This window comes from Nocardioides sp. (genome assembly GCF_035503875.1).
Taxonomy (GTDB): domain Bacteria; phylum Actinomycetota; class Actinomycetes; order Propionibacteriales; family Nocardioidaceae; genus Nocardioides.
Genome location: NZ_DATJTA010000093.1, coordinates 1 through 18,975 on the forward strand (window position 1 = coordinate 1; position 18,975 = coordinate 18,975).

16 protein-coding genes are annotated in these 18,975 nt (G+C 69.3%); 7 read left to right on the forward strand and 9 right to left on the reverse strand.

The annotated features are described in order from the left end of the window. Positions 1-552: HNH endonuclease signature motif containing protein (locus VMF51_RS22795; protein ID WP_325476772.1), on the forward strand; the 552-nt coding region annotated here is incomplete at its 5' end. 10 nt (positions 553-562) lie between these two features. Here the strand turns inward: VMF51_RS22795 and VMF51_RS22800 are convergent. The 7 genes from VMF51_RS22800 to VMF51_RS22830 all read right to left on the reverse strand — a co-directional run bounded on the left by VMF51_RS22800 (position 563) and on the right by VMF51_RS22830 (position 11,687). Then, positions 563-1,045: a hypothetical protein gene (locus VMF51_RS22800; RefSeq protein ID WP_325476773.1), complete on the reverse strand. Its 483-nt coding sequence runs from the start codon at positions 1,043-1,045 to the stop codon at positions 563-565. A gap of 290 nt (positions 1,046-1,335) precedes the next feature. Next, entirely contained in the window at positions 1,336-4,410 is a 3,075-nt protein-coding gene (locus tag VMF51_RS22805) for an NACHT domain-containing protein (RefSeq protein ID WP_325476774.1), read from the reverse strand. Between the two features lie 800 nt (positions 4,411-5,210). Continuing rightward, positions 5,211-5,942: an ABC transporter permease subunit gene (locus tag VMF51_RS22810; protein WP_325476775.1), complete on the reverse strand. Its 732-nt coding sequence runs from the start codon at positions 5,940-5,942 to the stop codon at positions 5,211-5,213. After that, complete coding sequence (locus VMF51_RS22815) at positions 5,939-6,853, reverse strand: ABC transporter ATP-binding protein (protein ID WP_325476776.1); 915 nt, start codon at positions 6,851-6,853, stop codon at positions 5,939-5,941. Before VMF51_RS22815 ends, VMF51_RS22810 begins: the two co-directional genes overlap by 4 nt. Then, positions 6,853-7,770, reverse strand: a complete 918-nt coding sequence (locus tag VMF51_RS22820; protein ID WP_325476777.1) for an ABC transporter permease — start codon at positions 7,768-7,770, stop codon at positions 6,853-6,855. Before VMF51_RS22820 ends, VMF51_RS22815 begins: the two co-directional genes overlap by 1 nt. Beyond that, complete coding sequence (locus VMF51_RS22825; RefSeq protein WP_325476778.1) at positions 7,754-8,686, reverse strand: ABC transporter ATP-binding protein; 933 nt, start codon at positions 8,684-8,686, stop codon at positions 7,754-7,756. Before VMF51_RS22825 ends, VMF51_RS22820 begins: the two co-directional genes overlap by 17 nt. 85 nt (positions 8,687-8,771) lie before the next feature. Further along, positions 8,772-11,687, reverse strand: coding sequence for an immune inhibitor A domain-containing protein (locus VMF51_RS22830; protein ID WP_325476779.1), 2,916 nt, complete (start codon positions 11,685-11,687; stop codon positions 8,772-8,774). Positions 11,688-11,924: 237 nt separating this feature from the next. Here VMF51_RS22830 and VMF51_RS22835 point away from each other — a divergent pair, with 237 nt between their 5' ends. The 3 genes from VMF51_RS22835 to VMF51_RS22845 all read left to right on the forward strand — a co-directional run bounded on the left by VMF51_RS22835 (position 11,925) and on the right by VMF51_RS22845 (position 13,569). Further along, the gene (locus tag VMF51_RS22835) at positions 11,925-12,662 is read left to right on the forward strand and encodes a response regulator transcription factor (protein WP_325476780.1); all 738 of its coding nucleotides are present in this window, start codon (positions 11,925-11,927) and stop codon (positions 12,660-12,662) included. A 146-nt stretch (positions 12,663-12,808) separates the two neighbouring features. Beyond that, positions 12,809-13,288, forward strand: coding sequence for a hypothetical protein (locus VMF51_RS22840; RefSeq protein ID WP_325476781.1), 480 nt, complete (start codon positions 12,809-12,811; stop codon positions 13,286-13,288). A gap of 47 nt (positions 13,289-13,335) precedes the next feature. Continuing rightward, on the forward strand, positions 13,336-13,569 hold the full coding sequence (locus VMF51_RS22845; RefSeq protein ID WP_325476782.1) for a hypothetical protein: 234 nt from the start codon (positions 13,336-13,338) through the stop codon (positions 13,567-13,569). Here VMF51_RS22845 and VMF51_RS22850 read toward each other — a convergent pair. Beyond that, positions 13,560-13,850, reverse strand: coding sequence for a hypothetical protein (locus VMF51_RS22850; protein ID WP_325476783.1), 291 nt, complete (start codon positions 13,848-13,850; stop codon positions 13,560-13,562). The two genes, VMF51_RS22845 and VMF51_RS22850, sit on opposite strands and share 10 nt — an antisense overlap. After that, positions 13,850-15,493, reverse strand: a complete 1,644-nt coding sequence (gene pgm, locus VMF51_RS22855) for a phosphoglucomutase (alpha-D-glucose-1,6-bisphosphate-dependent) (protein WP_325476784.1) — start codon at positions 15,491-15,493, stop codon at positions 13,850-13,852. The genes VMF51_RS22850 and pgm overlap by 1 nt, the downstream gene beginning before the upstream one ends. 83 nt (positions 15,494-15,576) lie before the next feature. Between pgm and VMF51_RS22860 the strand changes: the two genes are divergently transcribed. The 3 genes from VMF51_RS22860 to VMF51_RS22870 are packed head-to-tail and all read left to right on the forward strand — an operon-like array spanning position 15,577 to position 18,974. Further along, positions 15,577-16,236, forward strand: a complete 660-nt coding sequence (locus tag VMF51_RS22860) for a GntR family transcriptional regulator (RefSeq protein WP_325476785.1) — start codon at positions 15,577-15,579, stop codon at positions 16,234-16,236. An 11-nt stretch (positions 16,237-16,247) separates the two neighbouring features. Then, positions 16,248-17,288, forward strand: a complete 1,041-nt coding sequence (locus VMF51_RS22865; protein WP_325476786.1) for a 1-aminocyclopropane-1-carboxylate deaminase — start codon at positions 16,248-16,250, stop codon at positions 17,286-17,288. Positions 17,289-17,345: 57 nt separating this feature from the next. Then, entirely contained in the window at positions 17,346-18,974 is a 1,629-nt protein-coding gene (locus tag VMF51_RS22870; RefSeq protein ID WP_325476787.1) for a hypothetical protein, read from the forward strand. The last annotated feature ends 1 nt before the right edge of the window (position 18,975 follow it).

The following is an 18,975-nucleotide window of genomic DNA, read 5'->3' on the forward strand; positions in this document are numbered from 1 at the left end:
GGTGAGCCGACCAGCAGCCCGGTGCCCTACGGCCGCAAGACAGCGCAGGCGTTCTGCCAGCTCCTGGAGACCCTCGACCCCACCCGCCTCCCGATCCACGGCGGCGACGCCACCACCCTGGTCGTCACGATGAGCTTGGACGCGCTACGCGCCGATCTCGGCACCGCCACCCTCGGCAACCCGGCCCCCGGCGACTCCCACGACCGCATCACCGCTGACGAGGCCCGGCGCCTGGCCTGCACCGCAGGGATCGTCCCCGCGGTCCTTGGCGGGAAGGGCGAGGTCCTCGACCTTGGCCGGAGCAGACGACTCTTCGCCCGCGGGCAGCGACGGGCGCTGGTGCTCCGGGACGGCGAGTGCCGCGCCGAGGGTTGCCACATCCCGGCCCCGTGGTGCGAGGCCCACCATCGACATCCCTGGTCCACCGGTGGGCGCACCGACCTCGCCGACGGGATGCTGCTCTGCTCGCACCATCACCACCGGGCCCACGACCCGGGGTACCTGACCGAACGCCTCGGCGACGGAGACGTCCGCTTTCACCGGCGGACGTAGCCGGGGAGCGCTACGACTTGTCGTCGCCCGCGGTGTCGACCTCGTCGAGCATCTTGGTGAGGTGGCTCCGCAGTTGCGCCCGGTGCTGGGTCGCCAGCTGCTCCAGCTGAGCGATCTCCTCCTCATTGCGCTTGCGCGCCGCCGTCGACTTCTCGCGCACCCGGTACGCCTCGACGCGCGCGTCGTTCACCGTCTCGGACGCCTTCTCCTGCGCTGACGTCACCAGTCGCTCCGACTCCGTGCGGGCCGCCTGCACGAGCCGGGCCGCCTCCTCGCGGGCGCCGGCCACGATCGCGGCCGCCTCGCTCCTGGCCTCCGCGCGCCACTGGTCGGTCTCCCGGGCGGTCATCTCGAGGAGGCGAGCGGCGGCCGGCGAGCTGTCCGGGGCACTGTCCGGCGCGCTCCGTGGCCGCAGGGGACGGACGGTTCCCGTGCCGGTGTCGGCGCTCTCGCCGGAGGGCCGGTTGTCGCGGTTGTGCGCGTCGATGCTCATTGTCCTTCTCCCGAGATTGGGGACGTGCGCCGGTCGTCTGCAGCGCGGTGAGTCCGATAAGCGTGCCTCGGGCAGCCTGGATTCCGGGAATCGGCGGGCTCCGTGACCGTTCCTGTCCCGCTCGGCGAGGGGTGTCGGAGGCTGGCTCAGGCCAGGCGCTCGTCAGCTCTCACCCGCGCTACGACGATGCCGATGGAGTCAAGCTGATGGCGGCAGCGGGTGCACTCGGCGTCGGTGCTCGAACCTCGCTTGACTTAGGTGAGATCAAGTGCGCCTTCGTGGAGTCCTTGCTATGGCGCGGGACGCCGCTTCAATGATACGACCGCTTCACGCAGGGGCCCAGGTGAACTAACGCGCTCGATTGCGTCCAGGAATCTCGACGCGCCGGGGTAGAGGCGGTCGTCGAACTGCTCAAATACGCCAGCTAGATCGTCCGTTAGGCGATCACCATAAGCGAGAAGGGTCAACGCCCCACGCAACTGCTGATGGTGCCACTTGCCGTCGATGCTGATCTGATCCCGCAGGAACAGTTCGTCGTCGCGCGAAAACTCGAGCGATCCCACGAGATTCTTCCGGATGGGCATACCTCCGAGTGACCAGGCAAGAATCCGCCTCGTCTCATCGCCTGTCTCGGCCAGTGTCTTCCAGTCCCGCAGTTGGGCAGATGCAAGCGAAACGAGAAGTGCGCGTGGCCAACGCATGATCGTCCCGCCCCACGCAATCGCCCAATAGGAAGCCATTCTTTCGAGTGGCTCCAGGTTTCCCGTTATCAAGTTCCCACGAATTGAATCTAGGCAGTCCCGTAGGGCCGCCAGTTCTCCTGGAGGCAACTTGCGTGCCGACAATCGTTGATTGAAGTGAGGATAATATTCGTAGGCTGCGTTCATGACACAAGTTATTCCGACCACGCGTTCCCTCAGTTCCGACGATTGCATCAGGTCGCTGGAAATGTCGAGATACTGAATCAACTCGCTGGCTACATCGAATACCCGAGTAGGATTATCGAAACAGTAGATATGGGTCAGAACCTGGCATGCCCCAGGTGAAACAGAACCCAGTTCTCGGGCGGACCGCCATGATGTTTCGTCGAACATCGTTGCGAACTTGCTACGGAGGATAGAGTAGGCCGCTGCGCGATCCTCCGCGATGTCCCCCTCAAGTAGTGCCTCAAGTGCTTTCTGTGCAACGGTTGGCGAGATTAGTACATCGTCACTAAGGCACACGGTCAGCATTCGGGCCGCAACTGTCCGCGCCTGGTGGTTTCTGGCCTGGTCTGTAGCAACAGTCATGATCCGTTCAACGAGAGGCGCTGAATTGCGGCCCGCCAGTACTGCGACAAGCGGAATCACCTCCTCCCACGTCTCATCTCCCACCTTTTGATCGATGACGTCCACGTAGCTTCGTTCTCCCGCGGATGAGTGCCAGCCCTCAACCACCGCCCTGGCTGCCAAGAATTCTTGAAAGGCGAGATGCTTGAATTCGTAGAAGGGCTCTACGATCCCGCCTGCGATATCGTGTCCCGTAAGCGTCAGAAGACTACTTCGGTGTTCGACGGAGTCGACTAGCGACGCGGGTCCACTGCGGACGTAGCCGAGTATCTCTGGCATGTCTGAGCGAGCACTCGACAGAAGACGCTGAACTTCGCGGCGGCTTACTCGCTGGGTCCCAGAGTCCAGCATCGAAAGGGCTACGTACCCAAGCTGTGGCAATACCTCGTCGAGGTCGAGAGGCTCATGCGCCTCGACATTCCAGGTCATTGCGAGAACTTCGATCGCCTTTCCATAGAGTATGGTGCGCTTTCTCGGGATCTCGCCTATCCAGCGCTTCACCAAGAGCATGGTGGTGAGAAGGAGCGGGTTAACTGCTAGAGCGGCCACGCGTTCACTGGTCGTAACTTCCATTGCGAGTTGCGCACCTGCGGTTCGGTCGCCAGCGAGCACTTGATCGGCCCAGTTCTGGCATAGGCGACTGATTCCTTCGTGATCCAAGTCGGACACGCGGCCCAGGGCGCAGGTTCCTCGCAGACTGCTAGCAACTGTTCTAAAAGCTGAAGATCGCGAGGTAATGACTGTTCGAATTCGCGGATACGTAGAGAGAAAAGTGCGCAGTTGTGTCGCGAAGGCGGTGCGAGCTCCAGGGTCGGCGATCTCGTCGAGGCCATCGATCAGAAGCAGGAGCGATCCGTTTCCAAGTTTCTCGCGGACAACCTCCAGAAAGGGCTGCTCAAGCTCGCCCAGCTCGGCGCGGCGAATCGCGTTCGCAAGAATGTCCTGCATTGGCGACCTGCTCAAATCCCCTAGGGATCGGCAGCGGATCAGTAACGGATAGGCCTCCGTCTCTGTGTCGGCATCGGCAGCAAGGAAATTGAGGCTGCCTGTAGCTAGTCTCTTCATGAGAGTGGACTTGCCGCATCCGGGCGGCCCAACGATCGCGGCGGCTCGGTGCGCCTTCATGAATGTCTCGGTCGATACCGCCGTGGCATCGAACTCGAAGTCCGAGCCCGGGGTCGAGGGACCCGAACTATGTGGCATCTCGGGATGAACATTGAGCGGAACGAAAAGATCGTGTAGCGGGATGGCGCGGCTGCCGATTTGTTCGTCCGCCGGCATTCCCTCGAGCGTGATGAATCCGGCGTCTCGTTGGAGATGGGCCAAGTATGCTCGGGCGGCGGTCGTCCGAGCAGAAGCCGAAGTAGTGGTCGAACCATTGTGCCCGATATACGATAAGTCCTTCAGAATTTGCTCGTAGTCCCCGTCGTCGGAACAGATCTGTTCGACGATTCGTTGATCGAGTGATTCGCCGTTGGCGTGAACCAGCGTAAAGCACTTCCGATCGCGGCCGCCCGACAAGAAGACTAGCCAAGTCCAACCAACCTCGTGGGCGATCAGGTCGCGGACCGGATCGACCTCGAACTTGCCTCCGAGGCGCTCGATGATCGCCTGTCTGGCTCGGTCGGGCGAGATTATAACGGACGACTGAACAAGTTCATCGATGATCCTCGTTGAATCGATGAGCGAGATCCGGCCGTCTGCTTCGAGCTCTTGTTCGACCGCAGTCTCAGTAAACCCGTTCAGCGATATGAAGTAGGCAGTTACGGGCTCTTCGGCTTTTCGTGATTCAACGTCGACCGCTCCGGCGAACTTGTTGAGGTCGCCCCCACCAACTGGATCTTTCTTGGCTTTGCACTCGGCGCGAAGCTGGCGTCGCTCTGTGCGGTGATTTGCGGTGACGTCAATTTCTCGTCCGGATTTGGCGATATCGAAGCGAAAGTTCTGCCACCCTAGGACATGAAGTACATCGGAAACCCTCTTCGTAAAGAGGTCGCCGCGGCGGTTGGAGTCGGGCTCTACAAGGTGGACGCGCACTCAGAACTCCAGAAATGTGGTGGTCGGATCCGTTCCGAGGAGACCTTGCCACGTTTGGGGCGCGGTTGTTGGAGATTGACGGAATCGGAGGGGACTCTGGTGGTGCGACTTGGCATTCCGGGCGGCATCGAGGTTTGTGGTCCAGTGAAGTGGAGAGGACGCACGCGCGATGGTGACTGATCGGCACCGATCGGTGACGATCCCGTTCGAGCCATGCGATGGATGGTGATCCTCGTTCGCTAGTCGTGCCGAGGAGGTCAGTCTGCCGTGTGCCTGCCGAGCAGCCAGCTCTCGGTGGAGTCGCTGGTGCGGCTCCACCGACGTTCGGTGGTTCCAATTGGGCCTAACGCGAACGGCGGACTTGCTGTTCTGTGACTGCCCGTGCTGCCGTAGTCTCGGTCCGTTTGGAGGGAGATTCGTGCCACGGCTTGGCAAGTACGATGCACAGTCGGGTGAAGCGACGTGAGCGGAGCGCGCGAGCTCCTGGGTTCAAAGAGTGGGTGATCGCGGAGCGTCGTCGCCGAGATCAGTGCTGAGCAGTGGTGCAATTGTAGGTGGAACTCCAGGGAAAAACACGGTGCGGAAGCGACGTACGCCCCGGTGCATCCCAGGTCGGTCCGTTAGCGGCAGTCCGGTCGTTAGCGAGACGGCTTGTGGAGTGAGTATGCGGACCAATTTGAGACCTGCCGGTTGAAGGGTCCGTTGCCAGGTCACTTATGTGGTCGGACGGTCGTTGAACGAGGACAAGGACTCATTCGTAGTTTGCCATGCGACACGCCCTCGGGTGCCGGTTTAAGAATCTACTCGTCCCCCGTCAGGTTGAACCCCCGCAGCCGGTGCCCGGTGAGCCAGGCTCCGCCGAGGATGACGACGAACGAGGCGACGAGGGCGTACCAGGTGGGGACGTCGGTGACGATGGTGGTGGAGGCGACGGCGTCGACGATCTCGCCGGACCAGCGGGTGATGGAGAGCCAGCGGACGCCGTCGAGGAGGCCGCCGAGGAGGCCCTCCCAGATCAAGAGGTAGATCAGGCCCACGACGATCGCGTGCCGGGTGAGCACCGAGAGCAGCGCGAAGAGGGAGCAGTAGGCGACGCCGCCGAGGAGGCCGGCGAGGCCGAAGCCGACGGCGATCGCGGGCTCGGAGGCGAGCAGGACGAGACCGGCGACGAGCAGGGGTACGGCGGCGAAGACGAGGACGCAGCCGATCGCCACGACGAGCTTGCTGACCACGATGGACGAACGCGGCAGCGGCTTGGCGAGCAGGTAGGAGATGGAGCCGTCGTCGATCTCCGGCGCGAGCTGGCCGGAGGTGGCGAGCAGCGCGACCAGCGGCGTGACGACGGAGAGCCCGAAGGCGTACAGCGTGTTCTCGGTGACCGGCTGGTCCTCCCCGACGAGCACCCGGATCAGCACCGCCAGCCCGAGGAGTACGACGGGCAGCACCATCAGCAGCAGGCCGCGCCAGCGGCCGAAGACGCTGAGCGCGCCGAGGCGGACGATCGTGCGGTTGATCGGCATCGGGGTCGTCATGACGACACCAGGTAGGCGAAGACGCTCTCGAGCGACTCGTCGGTCGGCGTCACCTCGTGCAGGCGTACGCCGTGCTGCCGGGCCAGGCGCGGCAGCACCTCGCTGAACCGCCCGAAGTCGGACGCCTCCAGCTCGATCCCGCCCTCCGCACGAAGCCGGGCGCCGCGCACCGACGGGTCGGCCAGCAGCACCGAGGCCAGCAGCCGGTCGTCGGCGGTGCGCAGCACGAACCGGTTCGGCCGGTCGGTCATCAGCCGCCGGATCGCGCCGAAGTCGCCCGAGGCCGCGTGCCGGCCCGCGACGACGACCTCGATCTGCCGGGCGACCTGCTCGACCTCCTCCAGGATGTGCGAGCTGAACAGGATGGTGCGCCCCTCGGCCCCCATCGACCGGAGCAGGTCCATCAGGTGCATCCGCTGCCGCGGGTCCATGCCGTTGAACGGCTCGTCCAGCAGCAGTACGGCGGGGTCGTGCACCAGCGCCGAGGCCATCTTGATCCGCTGCCGCATCCCCTTGGAGTACGTCGAGATCTCCCGGTCCTGAGCGTCCGTCATCTCGATCAGCGCGATCGCCCGCTGCGCCGCCGCCCCGGGGTCGGGCAGCCCGTGCAGCTCCGCGTTCGCGACCACGAACTGCCGCCCGGTCAGGTAGTCGAACAGCGCATCCCGCTCCGGCACCAGTCCGAGCCGGCGGTAGACCTGCTCGTTGCGCCACAGCGGCTCGCCGTCCAGCGTGACGGTCCCCGCCGACGGCGCCAGGAAGCCCGACATCATCGCGATCAGCGTCGACTTGCCGGCGCCGTTCGGCCCCAGCAGGCCGGTCACCCCGGGGCCGATCGTCATCGAGACGTCGTTGACGGCGACCACGTTGCGGAACCACCGCGACACGTGGTCCAGGACGATCGACGTCATCAGTCGGCCTTCCGGTAGCGGAGCAGGAGCGCGCCGATCGACCCGAGCACGACGAGCACCGTCACGACGACGTACAGCAGCCCCATCGCGGCACCCTCCGGCGGCGTCGGGGTGGCGGCCGGGGAGTCGAAGAGAGCGTGCTGCACCCCGTTGACCAGCGTGTACGGCGAGAACAGCCCCGCGACCTCGCCGACCCGGTCGTTGTCGACCTCCGAGGACACGCCCTGCACCGTCGACACCACCGTGTAGCTGACCAGCAGCACCACGATCACCGCCGCGACCGCCAGCCCGCGCCGGACCGTCAACGCGGCGACCACCGCGGAGAGCCCGGCCAGGCAGGCGGCGAGCAGGGCCGCGCCCACGATCGCGCCGAGGAACCGCTCGGTCTCCCGCCCGGGTGCCAGGTCGGCGAGCAGCCCGCCGACGTACATCAGCAGCAGCGGCGAGCCGATGAGCACGAACGTCGCCACGGTCAGCGAGGCCAGCCGGACCAGGACGTACGTCGTGCGCCGCATCGGCCGCGCCAGGTAGAGCGTCAGCGTGCGGAAGCGCAGGTCGCGCGAGATGAGCGCCGGCGCCTGGGCGGCGACGAACACCGAGATCAGCAGCTGCGTCGTGAGGGGGTACGTCGAGTACGCGACGAGCTGGCTGTCCAGGTCGAGGAGGTCGCGCGCCTGGACCAGGACGCCGACCAGGATCAGCGCCGGCAGCAGCATCAGCCCGAGCAGGATCATCGGCAGTGCCTTGGAGCGCGCCGAGCGCCCCAGCCCGTAGGTGTTGCGCAGGCCGGTGACGAAGAACGTCCAGGCGACCGAGCGATCGCCGAGCCGCGGGCCGGCGTACGGGCGGTAGCCGAGGTCGTGGATGACGCCGGTGGGCTGCGCCGAGGCGCCGGGAGTCTCAGGCAGGCTGGACATGACCGGCACCTCCCTGGCGGAAGACGTCCTCGATCCGGTGGTGCCGCTCCTGCATCCGCACCAGCCCGAGCCCGAGGTCGACGGTGAGGTCACGCACCTGGTCGGGGGTGTGCTCGTCGCGGACGTCGACCTCGATCAGCCGGCCCCCGGCGGGCCGCGCGGCCAGCCCGGCGTCGACGAGCGCCTGGCCGAGCAGCCGGTCGGCGTCGGGCCGGCCCTGGACCTCGACCAGCAGGCTGCCGGTGGCGTGCAGCAGGTCGGCGGTCGCGGACGACTGCAGCAGCCGGCCGCCGTCGAGCACGACGATGCTGTCGCTGATCCGCTCCAGCTCGCCGAGCAGGTGCGAGGTGACGAGGACGGCGATGCCGAAGTCGGCGCCGATGCGGCGCACCAGGGAGAGCATGTCGTCGCGCGCGGACGGGTCCAGACCGTTGGTCGGCTCGTCGAGCAGCACCAGCCGCGGGTCGTGCACGAGCGCCTGGGCGAGCTTGACCCGCTGCTTCATGCCGGTGGAGTAGCCGCCGATGGGGCGGTAGCGCTCCTCGGCGAGGCCCACGTGGCGGAGTACGTCGGAGGCGCGCTCGCGGGCGGCGGCGTACGGCAGTCCCGACATCTGCCCGAGGTGCACCACCAGGTCGCTCGCGGACACGTCGGCCGGCAGGCAGTCGTGCTCGGGCATGTAGCCGACCAGCGCCCGCACCGACGCGCCCTCGGTCGCGGTGTTGTAGCCCAGCACCCGCGCGGTCCCGGCCGTCGCCGGCACCAGGCCGAGCAGGATCTTGATGAAGGTCGACTTGCCAGCCCCGTTGGCGCCGACCAGGCCGGTCACACCCTCGCCGATGGCGAGGTCGAGGCGGTCCAGGGCCGTGACGCCGGGGTACGCCTTGGTCAGCCCCACGGTCTCGATCACGGCCACCACGCCACGGTAGCGGCCAGGACGCACCGGAGCCCGGCACCGTGCGGTGCCGGGCTCCGATGTCCTGCGATCGATCAGTGCGCGGTCACCGCACGATCCGGACGGTCTTCACCGTCCGCGCGTCGCTGAAACCGGTGCTCGCGTCGTACCGCACGACCAGCCGGACCCGGCCCGGCCGCGCCTGCTTCGGGAGTACGACGCGTGCCCGGCCGTCGCGCAGCGCCTTGGCACGCAGCGACGTGCCGGCGTACGTCACCTTGATCGCACCCCGCGCCGTGAGGCCCGGGGAGGTGACGGCGACCTTGACGACCGCCGTCCGGTTCCGCTTCACCGTCTTCGGCGCGCGGACGCTCAGCCTGACCGCGGCGGGCCGGACCCGTGCCGTCGAGGTGGTGGACGTGCCGCTGTCGTAGCCGGTCGCGGTCCGGGTCTCCGTCACGCTCACCGTCTTGCCGGCGTCCGCGGGCCGCACCCGGTAGCCGGTGCCGGTGCCGACCGTCTTGCCGCCGACGGTCCAGGTGAAGGTGCTCGTGCCGCCCACGGCCCAGGTGGCCGGGACCACGCCCAGCCGCTGGCCCACGCGCGCCCGGCCGGTGATCGCGACGGGCGCGGTCGCGGCGGCGAACCGGCGACCGGCCTTGACGACCATCTGACCGGTGCGCTCGTCGGAGGAGAGCACCTGGATCATCGCGCCGACGCCGGCGACCTGGGTGGAGTACCAGGAGGCGCGGACGGAGGCGTTGTCCCAGTAGCGGTTGACGTCGCTGTCGTCGAAGACCGGGTTGCCGGGACGCGCGGCGACGTCGTACGTGACCCCGTCCAGGCTCTCGTTGGTCAGCCGCAACGCGTCGGTCTGGTCGACGTCGAAGGTGGCGTCGTACGCGTTCAGCCGGCCGCTGGCCGCGGCGGCGTCCACGCCGTTCTTCTGCCACCGCTGGTACGCCGGCCGGGCGTCGACCGGCAGTGCCTGGCCGCCGCCGGGGTGGGCGCTGGTGTTGTTGTCGGTGAACAGCCCGTTGGCGTACCAGACGAGCAGGCCGTCCTGGTAGGGGAACTGGTCGACCCGGTTGGGCGCGGTCACGGGGTAGTCGGCGCTGTACGGACCCTCGGCGAGGGTCTTGTCGTAGCCCTGGTACTGCCGGTTCTCCGCCACGTAGTAGCGGTCGTAGACCTTCGTGTACGACGGCCCGTCCATCACCTGGAAGCCCTTCAGCGTCCAGTTCGGGGCGCCGTCCTCGACGTCGGTGAGCAGGGTGTCGCCGATGGCGATGCTGTCCACCGAGAAGCCGAGCTCGTGGTACGCCGCGTCGTTGAACATCTCGAACTGGACCTGCACCTGCTGGCCGGCGTACGGCGTCAGGTCGGCGGTGAGGTCGGTCCACGCGTTGTCGCAGACCCCGTCGTCGTCCCGCGTGCCCGAGCAGCCGGTGATGCCGAAGCCGGCGTTCTGCTGGTTCGGGTCGTCGGTGGTCGACAGGTTGGTCTCGAGGTAGGTCCAGTTCGCGCCGCCGTCGGTGGAGACCTTCGCGTAGGCGTAGTCCCAGTCGTCCTCGATGGAGTAGCTGACCCGTGCCGTGAGCGTCGGGTCCTCCGCCGGGACCGTCGTCGTCGGGCCGGTCACCGTGGCGACGCGGTCGTCGCCGTTGCCGGAGTAGAAGTAGTGCGTGCCCTGGTCGGGCTCGACGACGTCGACGGTGGAGCTGCCCTGCGGGAGCTGGACCGCGAGGGCCTGCTTGCCCTTGGTGGTCGCGTGGTACGACGGGCCGAGGGTGATCGTCTTCGCCGGCGCGGTGCCGTCCACGATGGCGAGGTCCTCCCTGTTGTCGCCGTACCAGCCGAGGAACAGCTTCTCGGTCGCGCCCATGTGGTTGGGCGTGGTGCCGGTGGTGCCGTCCCCGTGGCCGAGCCAGGAGCCGGAGCTCATCAGGCTCCAGAAGCCGGTGCCGTTGTCGCCGCCCTGGGTGTCGTAGTAGTCGGGCAGGCCGAGGTCGTGGCCGAACTCGTGGGCGAAGACGCCGAGCCCGCCGTTCTCGGGCTCGGTGGTGTAGTCGCGGATCCACAGGCCGGTGTCGCCGATCTGGACGCCGCCGTTCTCGTTGCCCGCCGGGCCGACGTCGGCGTTCTGGTTGACCGCGGAGCGGTGCGACCAGATGGCCCAGGTGTCGGCGCCGGCCTCCTCGCCCTCACCGGCGTGGATGGCCTGGAAGTGGTCGATGTAGCCGTCGGCCTCGTTGAAGTCGCCGTCGCCGTCGTAGTCGTAGCGGTCCCAGACGTCGAAGGTCTTCAGGTAGTCCTGGATCTGCGCGTCCGTCTTGCCCGCGGCGACCTGGGCGGCGTACCAGGCGTCGGCGGAGTCCTGGAGGAAGCTGGTCATCTTCTGACCGGTCTCCTCGCCCGTCTCCGGGGTCTCCGGGTCGTTGTCGGCGTCCTGGAGCTCCTGGTAGAACGACGCCGGGTGGTCGACCTTGACCCAGTCGGAGACGTCGCCCTTCAGGTCGAAGCGGCCGCTGGACATCTCGTCGTACACGTCCTTGAACGACTCGCCGTCCTGGTCGGCGAGGCCGTTGAAGAACATGTCCAGGAAGTGCTGGCGGGAGAAGTCGAGCTTCCAGTACGTCGTGTTGTCGCTGCGGGCCGGCTCCGGGATCTCGTTGTGCAGCGGACCGGAGGTGTTGTCCGGGAAGTCGGGGTTGCCCTCGCCGTCGCCGAACTCGACGAGGAAGGTCAGCAGCTGCGAGGTCTGCTTGACGGGATACTCGACCTCCGTGCCGTCGGCCATCCGGATGGTGCGGTCCCGACCCTTGCCGACCGTCCGGGCCTCCCCCGCGACCAGGTCGCCGACCGCCCGCTGGCGCAGGGCGGTGCGCTTGCGTGCGAGGGGGTCGGGGAAGTTGTCGGGCTTGGTCCGCGGCTCGCCCGTGGCGGCCGTGACCTCGTCGAGCCGCGGGGCCGCCTGACCTGGTGCCTGCACTGTCGCCTGAGCGGTCGCAGGCACGGCCATCGACACGAGGCCGAGACCTGCGACCACACCGACGACCCGAGAGATGCGTCGATTCACATGATCCTCCGAGATATGTGCGAAGGGCGCCCGGAAAGGCGCCGCTCCGGCGGGCCCGAGACGGTCCGCATCGAGAACATCACCAGAAAATCTCGCGTACAGGAAGCATCGGACCGGAAATCGTTGCCCCTCACCCGAACGGGTGAGGAACCGTTGGGGTGGGTCCGGTGAGGCGTCGTCTTGATCGCTGACCTGGGCTTTTGGCAGAATTTCGTCGTGGACGAGTTGCCAGTTCGCGTCGCGATCGTCAGCCCGCAGCCGGTCGTGACCTCAGGTCTTCGCGCGATCCTCACCGAGTGTGAGTGCCGGGTCGACGTGGTCCCCCTCAACGCCACGGGACCGGACCCGGACGTCGTCCTGTACGACGTGATCGGCCTCCTCGGCGGGGACGGCTCGGACCTCGACATCCTCATCGACAAGACCGCCTCGACCGTGCTCGCGGTGACCCGCGGACTGCGCCCCGACCTCGGCTCGCAGGCCCTCGCCCGGGGCGCGGAGGGCTTCTTCGACATCGGGGCCGACGAGGCCGAGATCTGCGCGGCCGTCCACTCCACCCAGACCGGCTGGCAGCCCGGCGACACCGGCGAGAACCCGGTCGTCGGGTCGAGCGAGTCCGCCCGGTTCAAGGACCGGGTGGGCTCCGACCTCGGCCTCACCCCCCGCGAGCGCGAGATCCTCGCGCTGATCGCGCAGGGCTACTCCAACCTCGAGATCGCCGGCGAGATCCACCTCGGCGTCAACACCATCAAGACCCACATCCGGGGGCGTACCGCAAGATCGGTGCCACCAACCGCGCCGAGGCGGTCGCCTGGGCGATCCGGCACGGGTTGCCGACGCAGTTCCGGTAGGGGGCGCGCTGCTGCTGGTTCATCACGGTATGCAGGCGAATCGGCGGGGCGTGCAGGCACATCACGGTAGGCAGATCAGTTGTCGGTTCCCATGGTGGGTACGCCGTGGTGAGTGCGAGCTCGTCTGCATACCGTGATGAACCTGCGGCTCCTGCGACGACCCCGCGCACACCCGCCCGACCCCACCCTGTCGGCGGCTCCCGGCAGCATGGGCGCATGACGACGTACGCCGACGAGGAGGCCCGGCTGGCGGCGTACTCCGAGTTGCCCGGGCTGGCCGAGTGGTCGGCGTGGGCGCCGCTGGTCGAGGCGATCGCGGAGGCGCCCCGGGCGCCGGGGGTCTACCTCTTCCTGGAGCGTCCGAGCCGGGTCGTCCGGCACGTCGGCCACGCGGGGGAGCGGGCCGGGGGCGGGTCGCCGCAGGGGCTGTACGGGCGGCTGCGCGCCTACCTCACCGGGCAGGCGGCCGTGTCGGGCTTCTCGGAGGCCGCGCTCGATCGGGCGTTGGCCGACACCGACTGGGTGCGCGAGCAGGTCGAGGGTGGAGAGAGGCGTGCGCGGCGGTGGGCGGCGAGCGCCGTACGCCGTCTCGAGCTCGACGTCTCCTGGGCCGTCTGCGCCGACCGCGACGAGGCGCGGTGGCTGGAGGGCCGGGTGGTCGAGCTGCTCCGGCCGCACGGTCTGTGGGTGCGGTGAGTCCGACTGTCGGTGCCGGGTCCTAGGGTTCCTCGGGTGAAGCAGCGATGAGCAAGATGGACGCCCTGCGGGCGATGCGTGAGGCGCGGTACGCCGAGATGACCGCGCGGGCGGCGACTCCCGCCGCCCCGCGGAAGAAGCCGGCGGCGACCCCCGCCAAGAAGGCGGCGGCCCGAGCGGAGGAGCCCACGGGAGACGCGCTCTGCGGACACCGCAACATGAGCGGCCGCACCTGCACCCGCGAGCAGGGCCACGCGGCCAAGAGCCACCGCTACTCCTGAGCGGTCGCCCAGCGCGCGGCGAACTCGTCCGGGGTCAGCTCCTCGAGCTGCCGGTCGAGCTCGGCCCGCAGGACCGCGGCCTCCTCCTCGTCGCCCGCGTCGACCCGGAAGAGCTCGCGCCCGTCGGTGCGGTGGCGCACCACCCACTCGCCCACCGACGGGCTGCCGACGAAGCCCTGGGCGACGGCGGTGGCCAGCGCCCAGGCGCCGACCCGGAGCCGCCGCCAGCCGGTGTGCTCGTGCTTCTCGAGGCGGACCTGGAACACCTCCCCCGCCGTCATCACGAGCCCAGCGCCGCCGTGACGACCGCGCGCGCCTCGTCCTGCACCTGCGCGAGGTGCTCGGGTCCGCGGAACGACTCGGCGTAGATCTTGTAGACGTCCTCGGTGCCGGACGGCCGGGCGGCGAACCACGCCGAGGAGGTCGTGACCTTCAGGCCGCCGATCTTCGCGCCGTTGCCGGGCGCCTCCGTCAGCTTCGCGGTGATCTCCTCGCCGGCCAGCGAGGTGGCGGAGACGTCGGAGGGGGAGAGGGCGGCCAGCGCGGCCTTCTCGGGGCGGGAGGCCGGCGCGTCGATGCGGGCGTACGCCGGCTCGCCGTGCCGTGCCACCAGCGCGGCGTACCGCTGGGACGGCGAAGACCCGGTCACGGCCTGGATCTCGGCGGCCAGCAGGCACAGGATCAGCCCGTCCTTGTCGGTGGTCCACGCCGATCCGTCGCGGCGCAGGAACGACGCCCCCGCGGACTCCTCGCCGCCGAAGCCGAACGACCCGTCGATCAGCCCGGGCACGAACCACTTGAAGCCGACCGGCACCTCCACCATCGGCTTCCCGACGGCGGCCGCGACGCGGTCGATCATCGACGACGACACCAGCGTCTTGCCGATCCGCGCTCCGGCGGGCCAGTCGGGGCGCGCGCCGCCGAAGAGGTACTCGATCGCCACGGCCAGGAAGTGGTTCGGGTTCATCAGCCCCGCGTCGGGCGTGACGATGCCGTGCCGGTCCGCGTCGGCGTCGTTCCCGGTCGCGATGTCGTACGACGCCTTCTGCGCGATCAGCGACGCCATCGCGTTCGGCGACGAGCAGTCCATCCGGATCTTCCCGTCCCAGTCGAGCGTCATGAAGCGCCACGTGGGATCGACCAGCGGGTTCACGACCGTCAGGTCGATCCCGTGCCGCTCCGCGATCTCGCCCCAGTAGTGCACCGACGCCCCACCCATCGGGTCGGCGCCGATCCGCACCCCCGCGCGCCGGATCGCGTCCAGGTCGACCACGGACGGCAGGTCGTCGACGTACGTGCCCAGGAAGTCATACGAACCGGCGGCCCGGCGAGCCGCGTCGTACGACGTCCGCCTCACCTCGGCGAGCCCGCCGGCGATCAGCTCGTTGGCCCGCTGCGCGATCACCGAGGTGGCGTCGCTGTCGGCGGGCCCGCCGTGCGGCGGGTTGTACTTGAAGCCGCCGTCGGTGGGCGGGTTGTGCGAGGGCGTGACGACGATGCCGTCCGCGAGCCCGGAGCCCGTTGCACGACCGCCGTTCGCCCGGATGATCGCGTGCGAGACCGCGGGGGTCGGGGTGTACCCGTCGCGCGAGTCGACCAGCACGGTCACGTCGTTCGCGGCCAGCACCTCCAGGGCCGAGGCCCACGCCGGCTCGGACAGGCCGTGCGTGTCGCGGCCGAGGAACAGCGGGCCGTCGTACCCCTGCGAGCGGCGGTAGTCGCAGATCGCCTGGGTGGTGGCGAGGATGTGCGTCTCGTTGAACGAGGTCTTGAGCGAGCTGCCGCGGTGACCGCTGGTGCCGAACGCGACCTGCTGGTCGACGTCGTCGGGGTCCGGGACCCCGGTGTAGTACGCCGTCACGAGGTGCGCGACGTCGACCAGGTCGGAGGGCTCGGCGGGCTGTCCAGCGCGGGGGGAGGCCATGGCGTCATCATGCCGGGCGCCGCGAAGGGGCGGAGCGCCACGACGCTTGACGAACGGCAGCCACGCGATGTGCAATATATTGCATGCCGATCCCCGCGAGTCCGCCGCTGCCCGAGCGGTCGCTGCTGCGCGACGACGTCTTCCACCGGCTCCGCGATGCGATCGTGGACGGCACCCTCGCCCCGGGCGAGCAGCTGCGCGACCTCGACCTGGCGCAATGGCTCGGCGTCAGCCGCACTCCCGTCCGCGAGGCGCTGCTGCGACTCGGCGAGGTCGGCCTGGTCGTCGCGCGGCCGGGCCGCTCCACCGTGGTCAGCGAGCTCGACCTCGTCCAGGTGCGCGAGGCCCGCGACGTGGTCGCCGGCCTGCACGCCGTCGCCGTCCGGCAGGCCGTCGAGCGGCTGAGCGCGGCCGACCTCGAGATCATGCGGGCCGCCAACGAGCGGTTCGCCGCCGCCGTCCGGTCCGGCGACCTGGACGCCGCCCACGAGGCCGACCGGCAGCTGCACGGGGTACCCCTGCGGATCGCCGGCAACCGGGCGATCACCGCCGTCCTTGAGCAGTACACGCCCGTGCTGCGCCGGGCCGAGAACCTCCGCTTCGCCTCCGACGCCGGGCTCCGCTCGGTCGAGTTCCACACGACCCTCATCGAGCACTGCGCCGCGGGCCACGCCGAGCAGGCCGCCCTGGTCACCTACGACACCTGGCACACCCTCACCGACGATCCCCGAGCCGAAAGCTGACCGAGACACCCATGGCCCTCTCCGACTTCCCCCGGCACCCCCTGACCTTCGGCCCGAGCCCCGTGCACCCGCTCGACCGGCTCAGCGCCCACCTCGCGACCGAGACCTCCGCCGGCACCGGCCCCCGGATCTGGGCCAAGCGCGAGGACGTCAGCTCCGGCCTCGCGTACGGCGGCAACAAGGTGCGCAAGCTGGAGTACCTGGTCCCCGACGCGCTCGCCTCCGGCGCCGACACGCTGGTCTCGATCGGCGGCTACCAGTCCAACCACACCCGCCAGGTCGCGGCCGTCGCGGCGCACCTCGGCCTGCAGTGCGTGCTGGTCCAGGAGAACTGGGTCGACTGGCCCGACGCCGTCAACGACCGGGTCGGCAACATCCTGCTCAGCCGGATCATGGGCGCGGAGGTGCGCCTCGACCCCGCCGGCTTCGGCATCGGCTTCAAGGACTCCTGGAAGCAAGCCCTCGCCGACGTCGAGGCGCGCGGCGGTACGCCGTACGCGATCCCCGCCGGCGCCTCGGACCACCGCCTCGGCGGGCTCGGGTTCGCCAACTGGGCGCACGAGGTCGCGCAGCAGGAGGCCGAGCTCGGCGTCTTCTTCGACACCGTGGTGGTCTGCTCGGTGACCGGCTCGACGCACGCCGGGATGATCGCCGGCTTCGCCGACCTCGAGGTCGCCGGCGGCCGGCGCCGCCGGGTCATCGGCATCGACGCGAGCGCCAAGCTCGACGAGACCCGCGAGCAGGTCGAGCGGATCGCGCGTCGTACGGCCGAGCTGATCGGCGTCCCGCGCGACCTGCGGGACGACGAGATCACCGTGCTGGAGGGCTGGGCGGGCGACCTGTACGGCGTCCCCGTCGACTCCACCCTCGACGCGATCCGGCTGGTCGGCGGCCTGGAGGGCGTCATCCTCGACACCGTCTACGAAGGCAAGTCGATGGCCGGCCTGCTCGACCTGGTCCGCACCGGCGAGATCGGGCCGGAGTCGAACGTGCTCTACGCGCACCTCGGCGGCCAGCCCGCACTGAACGCGTACAGCGCGCTCTTCCGCTGATCGGGGCCTGCCAGCAGGCACAATGCGGGGCATGCCCGCCCCCCGACCCCGAGCCCGTTGAGGTACGCGCGCTCGCTCGCCCTGCTCGGGACGGCGCTGCTCTACCTGCTGCTCGGCCCCGTCGTGGTGCTCGCGGTGGTGGTCGCGTTCGCGGTTCCGCGCAGCCGCCGGAGGCTCTGGCCGTGGCTGCGCCCGACCCGCCGGGTGGTGGCGGCCTGGGCCGGCGCGGTGGCCCTGGTGGTGGCGATCCCCGTCATCGCGCCCGACGGGTGGTTCCCGCTCCCGCCCGGAGGCGGCGCGCTCGTGACGCCGTCGTACGTCGGCCGCGCGGTGAGCGAGCAGCCGATCCCGATGGAGCTGCCCCAGCACCCGGAGCTGGCGCCGAACGGGCGCAGCTCGATGCACAACGACGCCTGGGCCTCCGACGCGTACGCCGGCCCTGGCCCCACCGGCGACTCCCCGGAGGTCGACACGGCCTGGTACGGCGTCGAGGAGTGCGCGACCCTCGCCTTCGACGAGCGCGAGCGGCTGGTCGCGCTCTGCGGTGACCTCAGCGGCCCGACCCTGCACGTCATCGACCCCGACACCATGCGGCCGCTGGTCACCAAGGACCTGCCCGACCGCGTTGGCAACTCCGGCAAGCGACCCTGGCAGGACCTGTGCGGCGGGTCGTACTTCTACCTCGACGCCGAGGACCGCGCCGTCCTCGCCACCACCGACCGCCGGGTGCTCGTCGTCGCAACCCACGACGGTGAGGGCGACCCCGACCTGACCACGGAGGAGAGCTACGACCTCTCCGGGGTGGTGCCGGAGGACGACTGCCTGATCGCGCTGATGCCGGACTGGGAGGGCCGGATCTGGTGGGTCACCGGCGACGGCCTGATCGGGACGATCACCGAGACCGGGGCCGAGGAGCCCGTCGTACGCACCCTCGACCTGGGCGAGGAGGTGGCCAACTCGCTGGCCACGGGCGAGGACGGCGGGGTGTACGTCGTCACCGTCGAGGCGCTCTACAAGCTGGTCGCCGACGACCGGCGGCACCGCCCCGTGGTCCGCTGGCGCACGACGTACGACCGGGGTACGTCGCAGAAGCCCGGCCAGCTGAGCCAGGGCAGCGGTACGACGCCGACGCTGCTGCCCGACGGCCTGGTCGCGATCACCGACAACGCCGACCAGCGGATGCGCGTGCTCTTCCTGCGCACCGACGACGGCGAGGAGGTCTGCCGGGCGGAGGTCTTCGAGAAGGGCGCCGGCGCCACCGACAACTCGCTCGTCTCCGTCGGTGAGGGCGGCGTCGTGGTGGAGAACAACCACGGGTACGCCGGCCCCTGGAGCACCATGCTCGGCTTCGCGACCCAGCCCGGCTTCGCCCGGGTCGACGTCGCGGACGGCGAGTGCCGCGTGTCGTGGACCTCCGACCAGGTCGCCCCCACCTCGGTCCCGAAGGTCTCGCTGCAGACCGGCCTGGTCTACGCGTACACGAAGCGGCCGAGCCGCTGGGGCGCCAGCGCCTGGTACCTCACCGCCATCGACGCCCGCACCGGCCGCACCGCCTTCGCCGTCCGCACCGGCCTCGGCACGATGTTCAACAACCACTACGCCGCCGTCACGCTCGCCCCCGACGGGTCCGCGTACATCGCCACGCTCGCCGGGTTGGTGCGCGTGCGGGACCGGGTCAGCGAGTAGA

What these genes read in the sequence shown, in the direction of transcription:
- VMF51_RS22815 (WP_325476776.1), bottom strand. Translation starts at nt 6,853, where the DNA reads ATGACGTCGATCGTCCTGGACCACGTGTCGCGGTGGTTCCGCAACGTG.
- VMF51_RS22830 (WP_325476779.1), bottom strand. Translation starts at nt 11,687, where the DNA reads ATGGCCGTGCCTGCGACCGCTCAGGCGACAGTGCAGGCACCAGGTCAG.
- VMF51_RS22865 (WP_325476786.1), top strand. Translation starts at nt 16,248, where the DNA reads ATGGCCCTCTCCGACTTCCCCCGGCACCCCCTGACCTTCGGCCCGAGC.
- VMF51_RS22860 (WP_325476785.1), top strand. Translation starts at nt 15,577, where the DNA reads ATGCCGATCCCCGCGAGTCCGCCGCTGCCCGAGCGGTCGCTGCTGCGC.
- VMF51_RS22845 (WP_325476782.1), top strand. Translation starts at nt 13,336, where the DNA reads ATGAGCAAGATGGACGCCCTGCGGGCGATGCGTGAGGCGCGGTACGCC.
- VMF51_RS22810 (WP_325476775.1), bottom strand. Translation starts at nt 5,942, where the DNA reads ATGACGACCCCGATGCCGATCAACCGCACGATCGTCCGCCTCGGCGCG.
- VMF51_RS22800 (WP_325476773.1), bottom strand. Translation starts at nt 1,045, where the DNA reads ATGAGCATCGACGCGCACAACCGCGACAACCGGCCCTCCGGCGAGAGC.
- VMF51_RS22820 (WP_325476777.1), bottom strand. Translation starts at nt 7,770, where the DNA reads ATGTCCAGCCTGCCTGAGACTCCCGGCGCCTCGGCGCAGCCCACCGGC.
- VMF51_RS22840 (WP_325476781.1), top strand. Translation starts at nt 12,809, where the DNA reads ATGACGACGTACGCCGACGAGGAGGCCCGGCTGGCGGCGTACTCCGAG.
- pgm (WP_325476784.1), bottom strand. Translation starts at nt 15,493, where the DNA reads ATGGCCTCCCCCCGCGCTGGACAGCCCGCCGAGCCCTCCGACCTGGTC.
- VMF51_RS22850 (WP_325476783.1), bottom strand. Translation starts at nt 13,850, where the DNA reads ATGACGGCGGGGGAGGTGTTCCAGGTCCGCCTCGAGAAGCACGAGCAC.